19 protein-coding genes and 3 tRNA genes are annotated in these 21,110 nt (G+C 41.4%); 19 read left to right on the plus strand and 3 right to left on the minus strand.

The genetic code is table 11. From position 1 onward, the window contains the following. The first annotated feature begins 7 nt into the window (after positions 1 to 7). From dnaA to B1s21122_RS00050, 10 genes are all read left to right on the plus strand, one after another. A complete protein-coding gene (gene dnaA, locus B1s21122_RS00005) occupies positions 8 to 1,420 on the plus strand; it encodes a chromosomal replication initiator protein DnaA (RefSeq protein ID WP_095680088.1) in 1,413 nt (470 codons plus the stop codon). Between the two features lie 317 nt (positions 1,421 to 1,737). Next, the gene (dnaN, locus tag B1s21122_RS00010) at positions 1,738 to 2,865 is read left to right on the plus strand and encodes a DNA polymerase III subunit beta (RefSeq protein WP_095680089.1); all 1,128 of its coding nucleotides are present in this window, start codon (positions 1,738 to 1,740) and stop codon (positions 2,863 to 2,865) included. 19 nt (positions 2,866 to 2,884) lie between these two features. Beyond that, positions 2,885 to 3,973: a DNA replication/repair protein RecF gene (gene recF, locus B1s21122_RS00015; protein ID WP_095680090.1), complete on the plus strand. Its 1,089-nt coding sequence runs from the start codon at positions 2,885 to 2,887 to the stop codon at positions 3,971 to 3,973. Next, entirely contained in the window at positions 3,970 to 4,425 is a 456-nt protein-coding gene (locus B1s21122_RS00020) for a DciA family protein (RefSeq protein WP_095680091.1), read from the plus strand. Before recF ends, B1s21122_RS00020 begins: the two co-directional genes overlap by 4 nt. 150 nt (positions 4,426 to 4,575) lie before the next feature. Next, entirely contained in the window at positions 4,576 to 6,570 is a 1,995-nt protein-coding gene (gene gyrB / locus B1s21122_RS00025) for a DNA topoisomerase (ATP-hydrolyzing) subunit B (RefSeq protein WP_095680092.1), read from the plus strand. A gap of 2 nt (positions 6,571 to 6,572) precedes the next feature. After that, positions 6,573 to 9,056 (plus strand): DNA gyrase subunit A, encoded by a 2,484-nt coding sequence (gene gyrA, locus B1s21122_RS00030; RefSeq protein ID WP_095680093.1) that lies wholly within the window; start codon positions 6,573 to 6,575, stop codon positions 9,054 to 9,056. A gap of 85 nt (positions 9,057 to 9,141) precedes the next feature. Beyond that, positions 9,142 to 9,216: transfer RNA gene (locus B1s21122_RS00035), tRNA-Ile, on the plus strand. A gap of 15 nt (positions 9,217 to 9,231) precedes the next feature. Beyond that, positions 9,232 to 9,304, plus strand: a tRNA-Ala gene (locus B1s21122_RS00040). 72 nt (positions 9,305 to 9,376) lie between these two features. Then, entirely contained in the window at positions 9,377 to 9,886 is a 510-nt protein-coding gene (locus B1s21122_RS00045) for a peptidylprolyl isomerase (RefSeq protein ID WP_095680094.1), read from the plus strand. A gap of 5 nt (positions 9,887 to 9,891) precedes the next feature. Next, complete coding sequence (locus tag B1s21122_RS00050; RefSeq protein ID WP_095680095.1) at positions 9,892 to 10,413, plus strand: rhomboid family intramembrane serine protease; 522 nt, start codon at positions 9,892 to 9,894, stop codon at positions 10,411 to 10,413. A 46-nt stretch (positions 10,414 to 10,459) separates the two neighbouring features. Here B1s21122_RS00050 and B1s21122_RS00055 read toward each other — a convergent pair whose 3' ends face one another. Then, positions 10,460 to 10,729: a cell division protein CrgA gene (locus tag B1s21122_RS00055; RefSeq protein ID WP_095680096.1), complete on the minus strand. Its 270-nt coding sequence runs from the start codon at positions 10,727 to 10,729 to the stop codon at positions 10,460 to 10,462. Positions 10,730 to 10,756: 27 nt separating this feature from the next. Between B1s21122_RS00055 and B1s21122_RS00060 the strand changes: the two genes are divergently transcribed. Beyond that, positions 10,757 to 11,395, plus strand: a complete 639-nt coding sequence (locus tag B1s21122_RS00060) for an aminodeoxychorismate/anthranilate synthase component II (protein ID WP_095680097.1) — start codon at positions 10,757 to 10,759, stop codon at positions 11,393 to 11,395. Here B1s21122_RS00060 and B1s21122_RS00065 read toward each other — a convergent pair. Together B1s21122_RS00065 and B1s21122_RS00070 are read right to left on the minus strand one after the other, a co-directional pair. Next, positions 11,392 to 12,936, minus strand: coding sequence for a protein kinase domain-containing protein (locus B1s21122_RS00065; RefSeq protein ID WP_095680098.1), 1,545 nt, complete (start codon positions 12,934 to 12,936; stop codon positions 11,392 to 11,394). The genes B1s21122_RS00060 and B1s21122_RS00065 overlap by 4 nt on opposite strands. Next, entirely contained in the window at positions 12,929 to 13,705 is a 777-nt protein-coding gene (locus tag B1s21122_RS00070; RefSeq protein ID WP_095680099.1) for a PP2C family protein-serine/threonine phosphatase, read from the minus strand. Before B1s21122_RS00070 ends, B1s21122_RS00065 begins: the two co-directional genes overlap by 8 nt. 51 nt (positions 13,706 to 13,756) lie before the next feature. Between B1s21122_RS00070 and B1s21122_RS00075 the strand changes: the two genes are divergently transcribed. The 8 genes from B1s21122_RS00075 to B1s21122_RS00110 all read left to right on the plus strand — a co-directional run bounded on the left by B1s21122_RS00075 (position 13,757) and on the right by B1s21122_RS00110 (position 21,110). Beyond that, a complete protein-coding gene (locus tag B1s21122_RS00075; protein ID WP_095680100.1) occupies positions 13,757 to 14,443 on the plus strand; it encodes a glycerophosphodiester phosphodiesterase in 687 nt (228 codons plus the stop codon). Positions 14,444 to 14,446: 3 nt separating this feature from the next. Continuing rightward, on the plus strand, positions 14,447 to 15,277 hold the full coding sequence (gene pheA, locus B1s21122_RS00080; protein ID WP_095680101.1) for a prephenate dehydratase: 831 nt from the start codon (positions 14,447 to 14,449) through the stop codon (positions 15,275 to 15,277). Positions 15,278 to 15,295: 18 nt separating this feature from the next. After that, positions 15,296 to 16,558, plus strand: a complete 1,263-nt coding sequence (serS, locus tag B1s21122_RS00085) for a serine--tRNA ligase (RefSeq protein WP_095680102.1) — start codon at positions 15,296 to 15,298, stop codon at positions 16,556 to 16,558. Then, complete coding sequence (locus B1s21122_RS00090; RefSeq protein ID WP_095680103.1) at positions 16,555 to 17,388, plus strand: HAD family hydrolase; 834 nt, start codon at positions 16,555 to 16,557, stop codon at positions 17,386 to 17,388. Before serS ends, B1s21122_RS00090 begins: the two co-directional genes overlap by 4 nt. A 50-nt stretch (positions 17,389 to 17,438) precedes the next feature. Then, positions 17,439 to 17,524 (plus strand) — tRNA-Ser (locus B1s21122_RS00095). An 84-nt stretch (positions 17,525 to 17,608) separates the two neighbouring features. After that, positions 17,609 to 18,436 (plus strand): hypothetical protein, encoded by an 828-nt coding sequence (locus B1s21122_RS00100; RefSeq protein WP_095680104.1) that lies wholly within the window; start codon positions 17,609 to 17,611, stop codon positions 18,434 to 18,436. Positions 18,437 to 18,453: 17 nt separating this feature from the next. Continuing rightward, entirely contained in the window at positions 18,454 to 20,352 is a 1,899-nt protein-coding gene (locus tag B1s21122_RS00105; RefSeq protein ID WP_095680105.1) for a fumarate reductase/succinate dehydrogenase flavoprotein subunit, read from the plus strand. Then, positions 20,349 to 21,110 (plus strand): succinate dehydrogenase/fumarate reductase iron-sulfur subunit, encoded by a 762-nt coding sequence (locus B1s21122_RS00110; RefSeq protein WP_095680106.1) that lies wholly within the window; start codon positions 20,349 to 20,351, stop codon positions 21,108 to 21,110. Before B1s21122_RS00105 ends, B1s21122_RS00110 begins: the two co-directional genes overlap by 4 nt.

A 21,110-nucleotide genomic window follows, 5' to 3' on the forward strand; every position in this document is an offset into this window, starting at 1 on the left:
TGGGTAGATGGCAACGCTAGCGCAGGTTGATCTGCAAAAACTGTGGGATCAGGTGGTCTCCTCCGTCTCAACTCCGCAATACAGCGCATTTTTAGTTAGAACCAAACCACTGGGTTTACTACCAGGTGAAGATGGTTCAAATCTTTTGTTATCAGCTCCAGATCTTTTTACTAAGGATGTTTTAGAGACCCGACTTCGCGCCATCTTAACTGAGGAGTTAAGTAACCAGTTGGGTGAGAAAATAAATATTGCAGTAACTGTTACAAGTGATGGTAAGTCTGAGAGCCAAGAAAATTTGCAAAGTGATGATCAAGTTTTTCCAGATGCCCCAATTGAGGTCAAAGGTGGCACGGGACGAAACTCAACCTCATTAAATAACAATGAAAGTGCGCAGTTAAATCCAAGATATATTTTTGAAACTTTTGTTATTGGTGCCTCAAATCGTTTTGCCCACGCGGCCGCTGTTGCTGTAGCTGAAGCCCCGGCAAAGGCTTATAACCCGCTGTTTATTTATGGTGATTCAGGCCTTGGCAAGACCCACCTTTTACATGCGATTGGCGCCTACGCCAAAGAGTTATATGGCTCAGTCCGGGTCCGTTATGTCTCATCTGAAGAGTTCACAAATGACTTTATTAACTCAATTCGCGATGATAAAGCTTCAGTTTTTCAAAAGCGCTACCGCGACCTAGATATTTTATTAGTTGATGATATTCAGTTTTTAGAAAACAAGGAGCGAACCCAAGAGGAGTTTTTCCATACATTCAACACTTTGTATAACGCCAACAAACAAATTGTTATCTCAAGTGATCGACCACCAAAACAATTAACTACTTTAGAAGATCGCCTTCGCTCCCGATTTGAGTGGGGTTTAATTACTGATATTCAACCACCAGAGCTTGAAACTCGAATTGCCATTCTTCGCAAAAAAGCTGCGCAAGATAAATTAAACGCTCCTGATGATGTGTTGGAATATATTGCTAGTAAAATCTCAACAAACATCCGTGAGTTAGAGGGTGCGTTAATTCGTGTTACTGCCTTCGCCTCTTTAAATCGACAGGGTGTTGATTTATCACTGGCAGAGATCGTGCTTAAGGATTTAATCCCAGAAGAGGGTGGCCCAGAAATTACTGGTCCAACCATCATGGCTCAGACCGCCTCCTACTTCTCACTAACAGTTGATGATCTTTGTGGCACCTCTCGCTCTCGGGTATTAGTAAATGCCCGGCAGATTGCGATGTATTTGTGTCGAGAGATGACTGAGCTTTCTTTACCGAAGATTGGCCAGGCTTTCGGAGGGCGTGATCACACAACCGTGATGCATGCTGATCGAAAGATTAGGCAGTTAATGGCAGAGCGGCGCTCTATCTATAACCAAGTGACTGAGTTAACCAACCGAATAAAGCAGCAATCTAAAAAGTAAGGTTTTAATACAACTAAATATTGAAAAGTTCTCCCCAAACCGATACCCCCAAGGTGGGGATAAGGTGTGGATAACTGTGGATATTGCTGTTTATAAAGGGGTTTAGACCCCGCTTTAAACAGCTCACCCACAAGCTGCCCACAGTTTTTGGGGGTAACTTTATGCGGGGTGACCTGCGGTTTTGCCAACAGCCCACAGTTTTTGTTTTGGTTATTACTAACCACTATATATAAGGATTTAAGGGTGAATGGCTGCGAACTGTTGGATAAATCTTTAAGTAGTTAAGATTTTCAGATTAGTTAAGAAAAGGTGGACGGATGAAGTTTGTAGTAGAACGAGATGACCTAGTTGACGCAGTCAATTGGGTTTCAAAGTCGATCTCAAACCGACCAATCACCACCGCACTCCTTGGTATAGTCATTGACGCCGCCGATGAAATAACTTTGTCCGGCTCAGATTTAGAAACAGCAGCAAAAGCAAAATTTAAAGCAGAAGTTTCTCAAAAAGGAAAAGTTTTAGTACCAGGAAGATTATTAGCTGAGATCTCTAGATCATTACCTGCTAAACCAATCACATTTAACTTAGAGGGAAGCCGTGTTTTAGTTAGCGCAGGAAGCGCCAAATTCACATTGCCAACATTGCCACTAGTTGAGTACCCAACACTGCCGGAGCTACCAAGCGCCTCCGGTTCTTTAAACTCAGATCTTTTTGCAACCGCAGTTAATCAAGTAGCAATTGCAGCTGGTAAAGATGATTCCCTGCCAACACTAACTGGTGTATTTGTTGAAATTAATAAAAACCAAATCACATTAGCCGCAACTGATCGATACCGCCTAGCGGTTAGAGAGTTAACATGGAGTGCGCAGGATGCAAACATCGAAACCACTTCATTATTACGCGCTCGCACATTAGCTGACGCCGCCAAATCTTTAATTGGTTCATCTCAAGTAACAATTGCCTTAGCGCCAGCAAACACAAATGAAAAATTAGTTGGTTTCATATCAGATGGAAAAACCATGACATCAAGAGTGTTGGATGGCTCCTTCCCGCCATTTAGACACTTACTACCAAGTGAATCAACCGCAGACGCCGTAATTGAAGTCGCACCATTTTTAGATTCAGTCCGGCGCGTGGCTCTAGTAACCGATAAAACAGTTCCCTTGCGTCTTAACTTTTCAAATAACACCTTGCAATTAGAGGCTGGCACAGGCGATGAAGCACAAGCTAGTGAGAAATTAGATATCAATTACAAAGGCGAGGACATAAACATTGCCTTTAATCCAACATTTTTAACTGATGGTTTAAATGCAATCAATACCGCATTTGTTCACATCACATTCACTGGTGCCAACAAACCCGCTGTTTTAACTGGTCAAACCGAAGCAACTAGCGCACCAATTACAAACTATAAGTATTTGTTAATGCCAATGCGTTACTCATCATAATTATCAACAATTTAAATTAGTGTTAATCACCAATCTAAACCTAACTAATTACCGATCTTATTCCTCACTAGATCTACCACTTACTAGTGGCATCTCAATATTTGTTGGTAAGAACGGTGAAGGAAAAACCAATATTGCTGAAAGCATTCTTTATTTAACCTTCTTAAGCTCACACCGGGCTAGTGGAAATACCCCACTAATTAAACTAGGTAATCAAAGTGCTTACATTCGTGCCAAAGTGCAATACCCAGAGCGGGAGATTTTGGTTGAGTTAGAGATTAATAGCGAGAAAGCTAATCGAGCCAAAGTAAATCAAAATCAAGTTCGAAGTCAAAAAGAGATCTTTGGAATTGTTCAAACCATTTATTTCTCACCTGAGGATTTAGATATTGTGCGAGGGGATCCAAGTGAGCGCCGCAGATTCATTGACCAATTATTAACTTTAAGATCCCCAAGGGCGGCCGGAGTTATCACCGATTATGACCGCGCAGTTAAACAGCGAAACTCATTACTTAAAACCAGAGCCTCAAATGATGCGTTAATACCTTGGGATAAACAGGTCGCACAATTTGGAGGCGAATTAATAGCGCTGCGAATGGCGGCCCTAGTTGAGTTAAAACCCATATTTAATAATATATATAAAGATATTTCAGATACTAAACCTGCTGAAATAATCTATAAATCAAGTATTGAAAATCCTTCTATTAACCCAAGTGAAAACAGTGAAAAAATAATGGAGAAGCTAACTTTAAATAGAGGGGCAGAAACGGAACGTGGTCTTACTTTAACTGGGCCACACCGCGATGATTTAGTTTTAGCACTCGGTGATCACCTAGTTAAAGGTTATGCCAGCCATGGTGAATCCTGGTCGATTGCTTTATCTTTAAAACTTGCAACATATAATCTTTTAAAATCAGATGGCTTATCACCAATTTTAATTTTAGATGATGTGTTCTCTGAATTAGATGAGGATAGGCGAGAGAAGTTGGCTCAAATTGCGCAAAGCGCCGAGCAAACCTTAATCACTGTCGCAGTTGAAAATGATCTACCTAAATCAATTAAAGGCACAAGGCATTTAGTTAAGTCAGGCGTGGTGAGCAAATTATGAAAAATGATTTAGCAAAGGAACTATATAAGTTTTATCGATCAGGTTTTAGAAAGTTAAGAGCAAGTGGACAAGTGAGTATTGAGCGAACCAAAAATACCGACCCACAATCTTTAGAATCTGTGCTTTCTGAAGTAATCACAGGACGTAATTGGGGTAAAGGTTTTGCTGAAGGAAATTTATTTAGTAATTGGGAAGAGATTGTTGGAGTTGAAGTTGCTCAACACACAACACCAATCTCATTAGTTGATGGCAGATTAACAATTCAATCCTCATCATCTGCTTGGGCAACTCAGATGCGATTGATGCAGGATGATTTACTTAAAACAATATCAAATTCCGCGCCCGGTGCTTTAGTTGAACAGCTAAATGTGATTGGGCCTCACGCGCCAAGTTGGAAGCGAGGACTGCGCTCAATTCGAGGGGCCAAGGGGCCAAGAGACACCTACGGCTAGTATCCACCCACAAAACTTCCTCAAAAGGGGCGCATTTATCCCCTAAAACCCTAATTTGAGTATTTCAACAGTTGATCTACAGATAAGATTATGGGGTGTGCCGGTCAAAAAACGGCCAGATTCACTTATAGAAGAGTTTGGGGGTTATAGGTGGCGACCAAAAACACCCAATCTCAAGCTCAATCTAAAAAAGAGCACAAAGGTTATGACGCTTCAAATATCACCGTTCTAGAAGGATTAGATGCGGTTAGAAAAAGACCAGGAATGTATATCGGCTCAACTGGTGAGCGGGGATTACACCACTTAGTTTATGAAGTAGTTGATAACTCAGTTGATGAAGCATTAGCTGGTTATTGCACAGAGATAAATATCTTTTTACAAAAAGACGGCTCAGTAAAAGTTATTGATAATGGCCGCGGTATTCCAGTTGATATTCACCCAGTTGAAAAGAAACCAGCACTTGAAGTTGTGTTAACTGTTTTACATGCCGGTGGAAAATTCGGTGATGGTGGCTACTCAGTATCTGGTGGATTACATGGTGTTGGTATCTCAGTAGTAAATGCTTTAAGTACTGATCTCAGTGTTGAGGTTATGCGTGATGGTTTTATTTGGAATCAAAGCTATAAGTTGGGTGTGCCAACCGCGCCTGTGAAAAAAGGAGGTGCTACCGAGGAATCTGGCACCACTGTTACCTTCTGGCCCTCTAAAGAAATTTTTGAAACAACTGATTTTTCATTTGAAACCTTATCAACCAGATTTCGTGAAATGGCATTTTTAAACAAGGGCTTAATTTTAACCCTAACCGATGAAAGAGCAGGACATGTGGATGAAAAAGGAAATCCACTTTATGTTAGATATGAGTACGCAGATGGAATTATTGATTTCGTTAAACATTTAAATATTACAAAGGGCGCAACCCATAAATCCATCATCTCCTTTGCAACCGAAGAAGCCAAACAAAAAATGTCATTAGAAGTGGCAATGCAATGGAACACAGGTTTTTCTGAATCTGTTTATACATTCGCCAACACAATTAATACCCAAGAGGGTGGCACCCATGAAGAAGGTTTTAGAACCGCGCTAACTTCAATAGTTAATAAGTTTGGTGAAGAGTGGGGTTTTATTAAAAAGAAAGAGGACCGCTTAACCGGTGATGATGTTAGAGAGGGTTTAACCGCCATTGTCTCTATCAAAATTGCCGAACCACAATTTGAAGGACAAACAAAAACAAAATTAGGAAACACTGAAGCAAAATCTTTTACTCAAAAAGCAATGAATGATCACCTAACCTCTTGGTTTGAAAAAAATCCAAGTGAAGGAAAAGATATTGTTAGAAAATCAATCGATGCAGCAGCCGCCCGGGTAGCAGCACGAAAAGCTCGTGATTTATCTCGTAATCGCAAAGGATTACTTGAAGGGCGTGGCATGCCAGGAAAGTTAGCTGATTGCCAATGGACTGAGCCGGAAAAATGCGAGCTCTATATTGTTGAGGGAGATTCTGCTGGTGGTTCAACAAAAGGCGGGCGAGATTCTCGTTACCAAGCAGTACTTCCAATTCGCGGAAAGATTTTAAATGTTGAAAAGGCAAGAATTGATCGCGTGCTACAAAACAATGAAGTACAAGCTTTAATTACAGCGCTCGGCACAGGAATCCACGATGATTTTGATTTAGCAAAACTTAGATATCACAAAATTATTTTGATGGCAGACGCTGATGTGGACGGCCAACATATTAGAACCCTACTTTTAACTTTATTGTTTAGATTTATGAAACCATTAATTGAAAATGGATTTGTTTACCTAGCTCAACCACCATTATATAAATTAAAGTGGGGCGGCAAAGAGCCAGTGCAGTATGCCTTCAGCGATAAAGAGCGTGATGGTTTTATTCAAATAGGATTAGAAAATGGTAAGCGCCTACCAAAAGATGATGGTATTCAACGATTTAAAGGTTTAGGTGAGATGCCAGCAAAAGAGCTTTGGGATACCACTATGGATCCAGCAACTAGAGTTTTAATTAAAGTTACTTTAGAGGACGCAGCAGCTGCTGATGATTTATTCTCAGTTTTAATGGGTGAAGATGTTGAACTGCGCAGATCATTTATTCAGCGAAATGCTAAAGATGTTAGATTCTTGGATATTTAATTATGGATAAAACATTTATAGATCACGAAGGTGAACATGGTAGAGATCGACAAGAATCTGTTGATCTACAAGTTGAAATGGCTAGGTCATACCTAGATTACGCAATGAGCGTAATTGTTGGCCGAGCACTTCCAGATATTAGAGACGGTTTAAAACCAGTACACCGCCGAGTTTTATATGCAATGTATGACGCTGGGTATCGACCAGATAAGGGTTATTACAAATCATCTCGAATTGTTGGAGATGTAATGGGTAATTACCATCCACATGGTGACACCGCTATTTATGACGCAGTAGTTCGTCTTGCTCAATTCTGGTCACTTCGTTATCCATTAATTGATGGCAATGGAAACTTTGGATCTCCTGGAAATGATCCAGCAGCAGCCATGCGTTATACCGAAGCTCGCCTAGCTCCTCTTGCAATGGAGATGATGCGAGATATTGATGAAGAAACAGTTGATTTCATTCCAAATTACGATGGCAGATCACAAGAGCCAACTGTTTTACCATCCCGCTTTCCAAACCTTTTAGTTAATGGCTCTGCCGGCATTGCAGTTGGTATGGCCACCAACATCCCACCACATAATTTAAATGAGGTAATTGAGGCAACCTGTTTTGCATTAGAAAACCCAGAGCTGGAATCTGAAAAATTATTAGCTAAGTTGACGACAATTGTTAAAGGCCCAGATTTTCCAACTAAAGCATTAATTGTTGGACGGGGTGGAATTGAGGATGCTTACAAAACTGGCCGTGGTTCAATCATCATGCGAGCAGTTGTTGAGGTTGAAGAGATTAATAAGCGTACATGTCTTGTTGTTACTGAACTTCCTTATCAAGTAAACCCAGATAACTTAGCGTTAAAAATTGCAGAACTTGTTAAAGATGGCCGAATTAAAGGAATTGCAGATGTTAGGGATGAAGGAAATGAGCGCTTAGGCCAACGCTTAGTAATTGTTCTTCGAAATGATGCAGTTGCAAAGGTAGTTTTAAATAATCTTTATAAACACACTCAATTACAAGATTCCTTTGGCGCCAATATGTTGGCATTAGTAGATGGTGTGCCAAGAACATTACGTCTTGACGAGTTCATTCGTTATTACATTGAACACCAAGTTGAGGTAATTGTTAGACGAAGTAAGTATCGATTAGTTGAGCGAGAAAAAAGAGCTCACATATTAAAAGGTTACTTAAAGGCACTGGATGCACTTGATGCGGTAATTGCATTAATTAGAGCAAGCAAGACTCCGGAAGAAGCACGCACTGGATTAATGAAATTACTTGAAGTAGATGAGCTGCAAGCGAACGCAATCTTAGATATGCAACTTAGAAGAATTGCCGCCCTTGAAAGACAAAAGATTATTGATGAACATGATGAGTTAATGGCTGATATCAAAGAGTTAAAAATCATCCTAGATAGCCCAGAAAAGCAGCGATTAATCATTAAAGATGAGCTAACCGAGGTTGGCAGTAAGTATGGCAATGACAGACGTACCCAAATTATTGCCGGTGATACTGACTTGTCAGTTGAAGATTTAATTCCAGATCAAGATGTAGTGGTAACCATTACTAAGGGTGGATATTCAAAGAGAACAAAGGCAGATGCCTATCGCGCCCAAAAGCGCGGAGGTAAAGGCGTTAAAGGTGCGGCGTTAAAAACAGATGATGTTGTTGAGCATTTCTTTACCGCAAGTACTCATAACTGGTTGTTGTTCTTCACAAATAAGGGCCGGGTATATCGGGCAAAGGTTCATGAATTACCAGACGCAGGCCGTGATGCTAGAGGACAGCATGTTGCAAACTTGTTAGCTTTTAAGCCGGATGAAACAATTGCGCAGGTTATTGCGATTGAAGATTATCTAACCCAGCCTTATTTAGTAATTGCAACAAAGGCAGGAATTGTTAAGAAGACCCCACTACCTGAGTATGACTCACCAAGAAGTGGCGGCTTAATTGCAGTCTCATTAAAAGCAAATGATGAAGTGGTCTCTGCAACTTTAGTGAGCGAAAAAGAGGAGTTGTTATTGGTTTCAAAGATGGGAATGTCACTTAGATTCTCTGCCAACGATGAAACCTTGCGTCCAATGGGACGAGGAGCAACTGGTGTTATTGGAATGAAGTTTAGAAAAGGTGACAACTTATTAGCAATGGCTGCGATTAGTAGTGATAATAAAAATTATGTATTTACCGCAACTGATGGTGGTTATGCCAAGCGAACAAAGCTTGAGGAGTATCGAAGCCAAGGGCGAGGCGGAATTGGTGTGAAGGCAGCAAAGATTGATGAAGACTCACGTGGTGTATTAGTTGGCGCAATGATCGTGCAGGAAAAAGATGAGATCTTGGCGATCTCATCAGCTGGCACAGTTATGCGAACTCCACTGGCACAGATCCGTGAGACTGGCCGAGACACTTTAGGAGTCAGACTGGTTAACCTAGATCCAGGAATCTCAGTAGTATCTGTTACTCGCTTAGTTGATGATCTTGATTAAGCGTAAAAACGAAAGAGGAATGAGGTAGAAAGAAAACCACTTTTGGTTTAGCAGTACTTCCTCAGGTAGCCTTCACCAGCAATATGGGCCTATAGCTCAGCCTGGTTAGAGCGCTTCCCTGATAAGGAAGAGGTCTGTGGTTCAAGTCCACATAGGCCCACCCTGCACGCAATGCGGGGACCTAGCTCAATTGGTAGAGCACCGCCTTTGCAAGGCGGGGGTTAGGGGTTCGATTCCCCTGGTCTCCACAATTATTTATATTTAAATTTTTAAATATAAATTATTTAATTTAGTAATTAATAAAGAGAGTGAGAAAACAAATGGATCAAGCAAATTTCCACACCAGCATGGGCGATATTGTCATTGAACTATTTCCAAACCACGCACCTAAAACTGTTGCAAACTTTGTTGAGTTAGCAACCGGAGCAAAAGAGTGGGTAGATCCAAATATCGGCGAGAAGGTTAAAACTAATCTTTATGATGGAACTATTTTTCACCGCGTAATTCCAAACTTTATGATCCAAGGTGGAGATCCACTTGGCAGTGGCATGGGAGGTCCTGGTTATAACTTTGCTGATGAATTTCACGGTGAGTTAAATTTTGATAAGCCATACCTACTTGCAATGGCGAACGCTGGACCAAACACAAACGGTTCACAATTCTTCATTACTGTAGCGCCAACAGCTTGGTTAAATCGTAAACATTCAATCTTTGGTGAGGTTAAAGATGCGGCCAGCCAAAAGGTAGTGGACGCAATTGCTACTGTTAAAACTGGGGCAAATGACAAGCCAGTACAAGCTGTAAAGATAACTTCAGTATCTTTTAAGTAATTTAAATGTCGCAGAGTTTGACTAGAAACTTAGTCTTTTTTATCTCTGGTTGTTTTATATTAACCCTGCTGCAACCAAATCTTGAGTATGAGTTCGCACTCTATGGTGTTGCAATTGAAAATGGGCAGTGGTATCGCTTGCTTACCGTTGCCCTTGTTCATGGCGGCTGGCTTCACCTACTCTTTAATATGTTGGCGCTATTCTCACTAGGAACTGCAATTGAAAATTATTTAGGTAGAAACAAATACATTTTTATCTTAATTACATCTTTACTGTTTGGCTCACTCACCTCTTTCCTCTTTAACCCACTCACCTCAATTGCGGTTGGCTCCTCCGGCATGATCTTTGGTTTATTTGGCGCACTGCTTGTAATGGGAAAGCGGATGGGAGCCAATTTAAAAGAGGGTTTTGGGTTGATCGCATTAAACCTAGCTATTCCTTTTGTGATCCCAGGAATTGATTGGAAGGCTCATTTAGGCGGTTTAGTAGGAGGAGTTGTAGCAACAGTGATGGTTAAGCGAAAATAGATATCCACAGTAGTTATCCACCGTGTGGAGAATTACAGCGTTGTAATTAGTACCAGCGGGTGGCTAGTGAAAAGCCGATACCCACAAAACCAAAGCCAACCAACATGTTCCAAGCGCCAATGCCAGGGATTGGGTAGTTAGTTCCACTGATGTAGAAAATAACGATCCAGATCAGCCCGAAAATGAAGTTTGCGACCATTACGGGGGCAAGCCAGCTAGGAGATTCAAGCTTGTCATCCTCAGCAGCCATCTGCTCAATAACAGGAGCGATCTTCTGCTTCTTTTTGACCTTATCGCGAACTTTTGACTTCGGCATGGCAGCAGATTACTACACAATTGGCCTATGAGCACCACTGCCCGCAAGATCCTAGTTATCGATAACTACGACTCCTTTGTATTTAACCTTGTTCAATACCTGCAGCAATTAGGTGCTATTTGCACAGTAGTTAGAAATGATGCCATCAAGGTTAGTGAGGCAGATAAATATGATGGTGTTTTAATCTCACCAGGACCTGGCACGCCAGAGGCCGCTGGAATAAGTATTGAGTTAGTTAAGTACTGCGCAGAAAAAAAGATCCCACTCTTAGGAGTTTGCCTAGGACATCAAGCAATTGGTGTTGCATATGGCGCAACTGTGTCCAGAGCGCCAGAGTTATTACATGGTAAAACTTCTGTTGTTACTCATAAAAATAAATCAGTGCTAGAAAATATCCCATCCCCATTTACTGCAACTCGCTACCACTCACTCGCAATTGAAAAAGATACCTTGCCAGATTCACTTGAGATAACTGGAACAACTGAGTCAGGAGTTGTAATGGCTGTGCAACATAAAACATTGCCAATATATGGTGTGCAGTTTCACCCAGAGTCAGTATTAACTGAACATGGTTATCAAATGATTGGTAATTGGTTAGAGATTTGTGGTGATAAGGGCGCTCGCGCAAGATCTGAAGGATTATCTCCAGTTGTAATTAGAGCTTAGTTTTTATTAATTGTAATTGTCACAATACTGCCAATAGTTTTTGTAGCACCACCTTCTGGAGCTTGCGCAAGAATTTCACCAACTGGCTTACTTGGATCAAAAGCTGTGATCTCTCTAATTAAAAATCCTGCTTGAGTTAACACTGTTTTGGCGCCAATTTCATTTAATCCCACTAAAGAAGGAACCTGCACATTGCCACTTGCAATTTCAAGTACTACGCCACTTCCTGCGGTAATGGTGGTTCCAGGGATTGGATTAATGCTGATTACAACTCCGGGTGCTTGATCTGAATCAACTGCAATAGTTTGTGAAATAAGCAGACCTGCTGAAGTTAATTTATATCTTGCATCCTCAAGGGATAAACCAATTAAACCAACTGGAACAGTGGTATTGCCTGGACCTTCTGAAATAGTTAATGTCACGCTACTTCCAGCGCTCACATCTGAGGTTGCAAGCGGTAATTGAGATGCAACTCGATTAATTGGAATTTTTGCATCAGGCGCCTTTTCGATGTTTACATTAAAGTTTTTAAGTAACGCCCTTGCTTCATCCTCAGTTAAACCAACAACATTTGGCACCTTAACTGTCGCGCCATTTGGTGAGGTGGCAAAGTAGCCAAAGGTAAGCAGGGCCAGTAAAGAAATAACAACAATTGATCCAGTAATTACTCTGCGCCGCGGAATAACCTTCTTAATCTTTGTTGTTACTGGCTCACCTTTAATTACATGTTCTAAATCAGCAAGCATCGCCATCGCATCTTGGTAACGATGGGCTGGATCCTTGGCTAGAACTACTTCAAGTAATCGATCTATGTTTACATCTAACCCAGGTTTAATTTGTGATGCTGGTGTTACCTGCGCTGAAACATGTTGGTATGCAACTGATACTGGTGTATCTCCGGTAAATGGTGGCCTGCCAGTTAGTAATTCATACATCACACAACCTAATGAATAAAGATCACTCCTGCCGTCCGCTACTTCACCAGTTGCTTGCTCAGGAGAAAGATATTGAGCTGTGCCAACAACATTCCAAGTGCTTGTCATAGTGGCGCCAATGTCATCGGTGGCACGAGCAATACCAAAATCCATAACCTTAATATCACCAGAGTCTGTAATCATGATATTTCCAGGCTTTACATCTCTATGAACAATTCCTTTATTGTGAGAGTAATCAAGTGCTTGCAGAATGCCCTTGATTATTTCAAGTGATTTATGTTGAGAAATTTGTGTACTTTGCATTAATTGGCGAAGAGTTACACCACTTACTAACTCCATCACAATAAATGGTGAATCATTTTCTTCACCCGAGTCATAAACGGCAACAATTCCTGGATGATTTAATCCGCCGGCGGCGAGGGCTTCTTTTTTAAATCTAGCCACAAATGCAGGATCCTTAGCTAAATCTCTACGTAAAACTTTAATTGCTACCTCACGATTTAATCTGGTATCTAAACCTTGGTAAACATCTGCCATACCGCCGGTGCCGATCATCTGACCGACGCTGTATCGACCACCTGCTAACTTATTAATTGGGCTATTCATTAGCTGCCCCTAATTTTCTAACCTGATCAGATTGTTTATCTGCAGTAACTGCGCTCCAAATAATTGTGATGTTATCTGGTGCTCCCTTAGATCTAACCTCTGAGATAAGTGATTGCGGGATGTTTTTATCCTCATTGGCTTCAATGATTTTACTTATCTCATAATCAGATAAAACATTTGTTAATCCATCACTACATAACAAATACCGATCATCTTTTTTAATCTCAAAGCTAATTAAAATTGGATCTAAGCCAGAATCTCCCATGAGCGCTTGGGTCAACAAAGAACGCTGCGGATGATCAAAGACCTCTTGCGGGGTTAGGCGTCCTTGATCTAGTAATTCTTGCATCACAGTGTGGTCATAACTTAACTGCTCTAATTTATTATCACGGTAGCGATAACACCTTGAGTCACCAATATGTAAAAGCTCAATATTTTTATCAAAAATACTTAAGGCGGTTAATGTAGTTCCCATACCGGCAAGATCAGGTTGCGCCTTACTTTTTTCTAGTATCTCTTGATCAATCTCATGGGTAATATTTAAAAATAGATCCTCACGTGAATCATTATCAATTTTCTCATCCACAAGTACTGGTTGTAATTGAGATAGTGCGTTAATAGCAATGGCAGATGCCACCTCACCACCGGCGTGACCGCCCATGCCATCTGCAACTGCAATCAAATTTGCGCAGGTAATGGCTGAATCCTCATTGCCCTCGCGCACTAAACCAAGATCAGTTTGGGCAAAGGAGTTAAACTGCCATTTCATAGAGCCAATCTCACCACATATTTGATTTGAAAAAGAAAGGGCGACCCCCGCATGCGAATCTATGCCCACCGCGGTGCATCTGGTGATTTTCCAGAAGGCTCAAAGGCTGCCTACTTGGGAGCGATTGAACAAGGCGCAGATGGTTTTGAGTGTGATGTGCGGCTGACAAAAGATAAGCAGATTATTTGCTACCACGATAAAAATGCAAAGAGATTATCAAATCTTGATCTTGAGATTGCAAAGAGTACATACAGCCAATTAAAGGAGAGCATCAACCCATTTAGGTTAGATGAGCTGCTTGATCTTGCGATCTTAAATAAGAAGGATCTAGTAATTGAGTTTAAACACCCAGTTCCAACAAGGGGTGAAGTTGAAAAACAGGCGCATAAATTACTGGCTAGCAAAAGGGATGCGATCACAAAAAGTGGAATTGAAATACTACTTATCTCATTTTCTTATCTTGCCACATTACGAAACAAGAAAAGTACTGATAGCAGTGGCTTCCTAATTAATAGAAAAGTTTTAGCAAGATTTAATCCAACTAAATTTACAATGGCTCATATTGAAATTATTAAATCTGATCACTCATTTGTTAAAATTGAGAAAAGTAAAGGCAAGCAGGTAATTGCTTGGACAGTTAATGAGTTAAATGATCTAAAGCTTTGCCAAGAATTAGAGCTCTATGCGGTGATTACAGATTATCCGGCGCGAGCACGAAAGCACCTGGGATACCCTTAAGCCATGTCAATTAAGTATGCCTACTTAGGACCTGCCGGCACATTCACAGAGGCCGCTCTTCAAAAAATTACTACCCCAAGTGATCAGCTAATTGCATACGCAAATGTCACCGCAGCACTGGATGCGGTAAGAAATGGTGAGTGCCAAAAAGCACTTGTACCTATTGAAAACTCAGTAGAGGGTGTTGTTGCCAGAACCTTAGATGAGTTAGCAATAGGTCAACCCTTGGTAATTACCGCAGAAACTACATTGCCAGTGAGTTTTTCTCTGATGACACTAAGTAATACAAACTCAGCAGAGATTAAATCAATTGCCACTCACCCACACGCAGAATCACAATGTCGCTCATTTATTGCGAAGAATTATCCAAATGCCCAAGTTATTGAAAGCTCATCAACTGCTGCAGCAGCTAAAGGATTAAGCAAGGGTGATTACGACGCAGCAATTGCCGGATCAAATGCTGCTAAAAATTATGACCTAAAGATTATTGCTGAAAATATTGGCGATAACACAGGGGCGGTAACAAGGTTTGTGTTGGTTGAAAAGCCTGGAAATCAACCAAAGGCAACTGGTAAGGATCGAACTTCACTTGCTGTATTTATCGCACTAGATCACGCGGGAGCTCTCCTTGAGATATTAAATGAGTTTGCAAAACATCAGGTCAACTTAACCTTTATTCAAAGCCGTCCAACTGGATCTCAACTTGGCCACTACCACTTCATCATTGATGCTGAGGGTCATGTTGAAGATAAGCCAATTAGCGCAGCATTAGCTGGCTTAAAAGAAATTTGTGAGGATATTCGTTTTCTAGGTTCCTATCCCCAAGCAAAGTAATCGGTAGGCTACTTTCATATGATTGATTTAAAAGCGTTAAGAGAAAACCCAGATCTTTTTAGAAACTCTCAAAAAGTTCGGGGGGAAGATCCATCTGTAGTTGACCAATTACTTAAAGTAGATGATGAGCGCAGAGTTGCAATTTCAGAGTTTGAAAGTTTAAGAGCTGAGCAAAACACATTATCTAAAGCAGTTGGCTCCGCTAAGGGCGATGAAAAAAACGCACTACTTGAGAATGCAAAACAACTTGCAACATCTGTAAAGGCAGCGGATTCTAAGCGGGCAGAGGCGGAAGAGCGTGCTAATAAAATTGCGCTGCTTATTGCAAATTTAATTGATCCAGCAGCTCCTATTGGTGGGGAGGCTGATTTTAAAGTTATTGAACAGATTGGAACTCCAAGAGATTTTAAAAAAGAAGGCTTTGAACCAAAGGATCATGTTGAGATCGGCAAGATTATTAAAGCTATTGATACAGAACGTGGCGCCAAGGTGGCAGGTGCTCGCTCTTACTACTTAACAGGACCTGGCGCACTCCTTGAATTGGCATTAGTTAATTACGCAATCTCACTTGCGGTAAAGGCAGGATTTATTCCAATGATTCCACCAGTTTTAGTAAAACCTGCCGCAATGGAGGGAACAGGATTTCTAGGACAAGCAGCAGAGAATGTTTATCATCTAAAAGAGGATGAGCTTTATTTGGTTGGAACCTCTGAGGTGCCACTTGCTGCATTTCATATGGATGAAATTTTAGATCAACTACCAATTAGATACGCCGGCTATTCACCATGTTTTAGAAGAGAAGCAGGCAGTTACGGCAAAGATACCCGCGGCATTATTCGTGTTCACCAATTTGAAAAGGTTGAGATGTTTACATTTTGTAAACCAGAGGATGCGCAAGATGAGCATAAGAAATTACTCGCTTGGGAGAAAGCCTTCTTTGATTCACTTGATATTCCATACCGTGTTATTGATGTTGCAAGTGGTGATCTTGGTGCAAGCGCGGTTAGAAAATTTGATATTGAAGCTTGGATTCCAACCCAGGATGCCTATCGTGAGGTCACCAGCACCTCAAACTGCACCCAGTTTCAAGCACGCCGCTTAAATATTAGATATAAAGATGAGAAGGGCACAAAACCTGTTGCCACCTTAAATGGCACATTAGTCGCTGTGCCAAGAACAATTGTTGCAATCTTAGAAAATCATCAACAAAAAGATGGCTCAGTAAAGGTGCCAAAGGCTTTAATTCCATTTCTTGGGATGGATACTCTGGTTAGCGCGTGAGTGTTTTAAAAACAGTCACCGGCAAACGTCCTAAATTAATTGGCACAGATTTAGATGGCACAATTGTTGCCCATTACGGTTTTATCTCAGAGCGCACCAAAATAGCATTCGCTGCCGCCCATGCAGCTGGCATTCATATTTACTTTGTTACGGGCCGTCCAATCAGATGGATGGCTGAGATAAAAGAAAACTTTAACTTTGGTTTAGGTATTTGTGGCAATGGCGCAATGCTTTATGACTTTATAAATCAACAAATACTTGAAGAGTGGTTATTTTCAGTTGAAGCACAATTAGAGACTGCAAAGCGATTACGCAAAGTAATCCCATCAGTTACATTTGCAGTAGAGGTTAATCAACAGTTTCACCGTGAGAAGGCGTATGTGCCAAGGTGGGATATTGGAGCAGATAATGTTGGGGTTGAAAAAATAGAAGAGGCAATTACCGCTCCTGCTTTAAAACTGTTAGCAAGATGCATAAACGGTGAATTATCATCCGATGAGATGTTGGCAATTGCAACCAAGGAGCTAGATGGCATTGCCTTTGTTACTCATTCAAACTCAACTGATTCTCTCCTTGAAATATCAGCGCATGGTGTTAGCAAGGGTGCAACATTGGCAAAGATTGCAGATCGTCATGGATTAACTGCGGATGATTGTGTGACATTTGGTGATAATCCAAATGATTTTTCAATGCTCTCCTGGGCAAGTAGATCCTGGGCAATGGCGGATGGACATCCTGATTTGATGAAGTATGCAAAGTATCAAACTGATGCGCATCAAGAAGATGGTGTGGCAAAGGTGATTGAAAGGTTGCTAGAGCTTCCCGAATAGGTATTGCTTGATTTTGGAGCACCACCACTATTGCAGGTAAGTTTGCCCACGGAGGGCTCGCATAGCGGCCGAGTGCACCGGTCTTGAAAACCGGCAAGGGAAACCTTCGTGGGTTCAAATCCCACGCCCTCCGCCAGATTTTTTAATTTGTGGTTGATTTCATATCCACTCAGCGCACTCTCACCTAGCGCTTACCAAATACCAAGAGCAAACTTAGGCCATGGCCTTACTGGATTCTAAAGTTGAAAAAACTGGCGTATTTTCCGCAGGCCGTGCCTTACTAACAGATAAAACTTTAAGAACAGATCGCTGGTGGTTACAACCTGCAATCACAGTTGCAGTTTTAGTTTCATTTATTATTTATGCAACTTTTAGGGCTTTTGAAAATAAGCATTACTTTGTTGAACCATTAATTTCACCCTTTTACTCACCATGTTTATCAACCGCTTGTATTGAAGGGGCATCCCACTTAGGAACCCCAATCGGCACCATAACAATTGCTGGATTATTAATTTCTCCAGCATTATTTATTTTGGTATTCCCATTAGGTTTTAGACTCACCTGTTACTACTACCGCAAGGCCTACTACCGATCATTTTGGATGTCACCACCTGCATGTGCTGTGGCAGAACCACACAAGAAGTACACAGGAGAGACTAGAGCGCCACTGATATTACAAAATGGCCATCGTTGGTTTTTCTACGCCGGCCTTGTCTTTAATGTTTTGCTTACCTACGACGCAGTAATCGCATTTAAAAATGAAGAAGGCCAATGGGGACATATGAGTGTTGGCACATTAGTTCTTCTACTTAATGCAACCTTGCTCTGGCTTTACTCAGCCTCCTGCCACACCTGCCGTCACACAATTGGTGGCAGATTAAAGAACTTCTCAAAGCATCCAGTTAGATATAAAGCTTGGACAGTAGTATCAAAGTTAAATCACTACCACCCTAATTTTGCTTGGGTTTCACTTTTCGGTGTTGCACTAACTGACTTTTATGTCCGCCAGGTCTCAAGTGGGGCCATTACCAATTTCTACTTCTTCTAAGGGTTGGTGAATAAACAATGAGTGAGAAAATTCCAATGGAGCGTCATAACTTTGATGTTGTTGTAATTGGCGCAGGCGGGGCTGGACTTCGGGCTGCTGTTGAAGCACGTGAGGCTGGATTGCGCGTTGCAATTATTTGTAAATCTTTATTTGGCAAAGCACACACAGTTATGGCAGAGGGTGGAATTGCTGCCTCTATGGGAAATGTGAATGAAAAAGATGGTTGGCAGGTTCATTTTAGAGACACAATGCGGGGCGGAAAGTTTTTAAATCATTACCGAATGGCAGAGCTTCATGCCAAGGAGTCTCCAGACCGCGTTTGGGAGTTAGAGCTTTGGGGCGCACTCTTTGATAGAACTGGTGAAGGAAAGATTTCACAACGTAACTTTGGTGGACATGAGTATCCACGTCTTGCCCATGTTGGTGATCGCACAGGTCTTGAGTTGATTAGAACGATGCAGCAAAAAATTGTCTCAATGCAACAGCAGGATAAAAAAGATCATGGGGATGCTGAAAGTTATCTAAAGGTATTTGCTGAAGTAACAATTACAGAAGTTTTAAAGGAAAATGGCAAGGTTGCTGGTGTTTATGGATATAGACGAGAAAATGGCAATGAAGTTTTATTTGAATCCCCTGCAGTAATTCTTGCAACAGGTGGGGTTGGCAAGACATTTAAAATTACATCAAACTCCTGGGAGGGCACAGGAGATGGTCACGCACTGGCTCTAAAAGCTGGTGGAAACTTAGTTGATATGGAGTTCTTACAATTTCATCCAACTGGCATGGTTTGGCCGCCATCAGTACGTGGAATTTTGGTAACAGAATCTGTTCGTGGTGAAGGTGGTGTTTTAACCAACACAAAGGGTGAGCGGTTTATGTTCAAATACATTCCAGATGTATTTAAAGATAAGTACGCTGATAATGAGGCAGAGGCAGATCGTTGGTACTTAGATCAAGATAATAATCGCCGTCCTCCTGAGTTATTGCCACGGGATGAGGTAGCAAGAGCGATTAACTCTGAAGTTAAAGCTGGCCGAGGAACTGAGCATGGCGGAGTTTTCCTAGATGTTTCAAAGCGAATACCAGCTGATGTAATTAAGAAGAGATTGCCATCGATGTGGCATCAATTTTATGAATTAGCGGGTGTTGATATTACAAAGGAGCCAATGGAGGTTGGTCCAACCTGTCATTATGTAATGGGTGGCGTTGAGGTAGATCCAGATACCGCAGCAGCTGTTGGAGTTCCAGGACTTTACGCCGCAGGAGAAGTTGCAGGTGGCATGCATGGTTCAAATCGTTTAGGTGGTAATTCACTTTCTGATCTTTTAGTTTTTGGCAGACGTGCTGGCGCAGGCGCTGCTGAGTATGTGAAAAATTCACAACCTGTGAAGGTAAGTGAAAAAAGTATTAGGGATGCAGCTGAAAAAATCGCTGCACCCTTTAAGAGAACCGGTGGGGAGAATCCATACACCCTTCACCAAGAGTTACAAGAGATCACCCATAACCTAGTTGGAATCATTAGAACTAAGAGTGAATTACAAGATGCCATTGAAAAGATCGCAGCAATTAGAAAACGCATTGAAAATGTTGCAGTAAGTGGAGATAGATTGTTTAATCCAGGTTTTCACCTCTCCTTTGATCTAGACAATATGTTGTTGGTTGCAGAGAGCACTGCAAAATCTGCGATAGTTCGAGAGGAATCCCGCGGCGGACACACAAGGGATGATTTCCCAGCGATGGATCCAAAGTGGCGATCACAAAATAATATTGCAGCCTTTAATGGCAAAGAGGTAGTTGTTAAACAACAAAAACTACCTAAAATGCCAAATGAGTTATTTGATCTCTTTGATATCCACGAGTTAGAGAAGTATTTAAGCAAGGATGAACTACCAAATAATGCGGGGGTTAGATCATGAGTAAAAAAATAAAACTTAGAATCTGGCGCGGGGATGCAAAGGATGGCGCATTAAAAGATGTTGAGGTTGAGGCAAATGAGGGTGAAGTAGTCCTTGATGTAATTCACCGTGTGCAAGCAACTCAGATGGGCGACCTAGCGGTTCGCTGGAATTGCAAAGCTGGTAAGTGTGGTTCATGTTCTATGGAGATAAATGGCAAGCCACGCCTTGCCTGTATGACCCAGGTTGCAAATTTTGCAGAGGGTGAAACCATCACCGTTACACCACTTAGAGCCTTCCCAGTGATTAAAGATTTAGTAACTGATGTTTCATTTAATTATAAGAAGGCGATGGAGGTTGAATCCTTCACTCCTCCTGCTGGTTTAAAGGCAGGTGAGGTCCGAATGGCACAAGTTGATGTTGAAAGGTCACAGGAGTTTAGAAAATGTATTGAGTGCTTCCTATGCCAAGACACCTGCCATGTAATAAGAGATCATGAAGAAAATAAGAAGTCATTTGCTGGCCCAAGATTTTTCATCAGGCTAGCTGAGCTTGATATGCACCCACTTGATATCTTGAAAAACCGTAAACAAAAGGCGCAGGCAGAGCATGGTCTTGGGATGTGTAATATCACTAAATGTTGTACAGAGGTTTGCCCAGAGCACATAAAGATTACCGATAACGCAATTATCCCAATGAAGGAGCGGGTAGTTGATGTTAAGTATGACCCAGTTAGATGGCTTGGATCAAAAATTCGCAAACGTGAGGGTATTCTTTAG

The organism is Candidatus Nanopelagicus limnes, assembly GCF_002287885.2.
In the GTDB taxonomy this organism is placed as follows: Bacteria; Actinomycetota; Actinomycetes; order Nanopelagicales; family Nanopelagicaceae; genus Nanopelagicus; species Nanopelagicus limnae.

Excerpts from the sequence above, each read along its gene's own strand:
- dnaA (WP_095680088.1), top strand. The coding sequence starts at position 8 with ATGGCAACGCTAGCGCAGGTTGATCTGCAAAAACTGTGGGATCAGGTG.
- dnaN (WP_095680089.1), top strand. The coding sequence starts at position 1,738 with ATGAAGTTTGTAGTAGAACGAGATGACCTAGTTGACGCAGTCAATTGG.
- B1s21122_RS00020 (WP_095680091.1), top strand. The coding sequence starts at position 3,970 with ATGAAAAATGATTTAGCAAAGGAACTATATAAGTTTTATCGATCAGGT.
- gyrA (WP_095680093.1), top strand. The coding sequence starts at position 6,573 with ATGGATAAAACATTTATAGATCACGAAGGTGAACATGGTAGAGATCGA.
- B1s21122_RS00045 (WP_095680094.1), top strand. The coding sequence starts at position 9,377 with ATGGATCAAGCAAATTTCCACACCAGCATGGGCGATATTGTCATTGAA.
- B1s21122_RS00050 (WP_095680095.1), top strand. The coding sequence starts at position 9,892 with ATGTCGCAGAGTTTGACTAGAAACTTAGTCTTTTTTATCTCTGGTTGT.
- B1s21122_RS00055 (WP_095680096.1), bottom strand. The coding sequence starts at position 10,729 with ATGCCGAAGTCAAAAGTTCGCGATAAGGTCAAAAAGAAGCAGAAGATC.
- B1s21122_RS00060 (WP_095680097.1), top strand. The coding sequence starts at position 10,757 with ATGAGCACCACTGCCCGCAAGATCCTAGTTATCGATAACTACGACTCC.
- B1s21122_RS00065 (WP_095680098.1), bottom strand. The coding sequence starts at position 12,936 with ATGAATAGCCCAATTAATAAGTTAGCAGGTGGTCGATACAGCGTCGGT.
- B1s21122_RS00070 (WP_095680099.1), bottom strand. The coding sequence starts at position 13,705 with ATGAAATGGCAGTTTAACTCCTTTGCCCAAACTGATCTTGGTTTAGTG.
- B1s21122_RS00075 (WP_095680100.1), top strand. The coding sequence starts at position 13,757 with ATGCGAATCTATGCCCACCGCGGTGCATCTGGTGATTTTCCAGAAGGC.
- pheA (WP_095680101.1), top strand. The coding sequence starts at position 14,447 with ATGTCAATTAAGTATGCCTACTTAGGACCTGCCGGCACATTCACAGAG.
- serS (WP_095680102.1), top strand. The coding sequence starts at position 15,296 with ATGATTGATTTAAAAGCGTTAAGAGAAAACCCAGATCTTTTTAGAAAC.
- B1s21122_RS00100 (WP_095680104.1), top strand. The coding sequence starts at position 17,609 with ATGGCCTTACTGGATTCTAAAGTTGAAAAAACTGGCGTATTTTCCGCA.
- B1s21122_RS00105 (WP_095680105.1), top strand. The coding sequence starts at position 18,454 with ATGAGTGAGAAAATTCCAATGGAGCGTCATAACTTTGATGTTGTTGTA.
- B1s21122_RS00110 (WP_095680106.1), top strand. The coding sequence starts at position 20,349 with ATGAGTAAAAAAATAAAACTTAGAATCTGGCGCGGGGATGCAAAGGAT.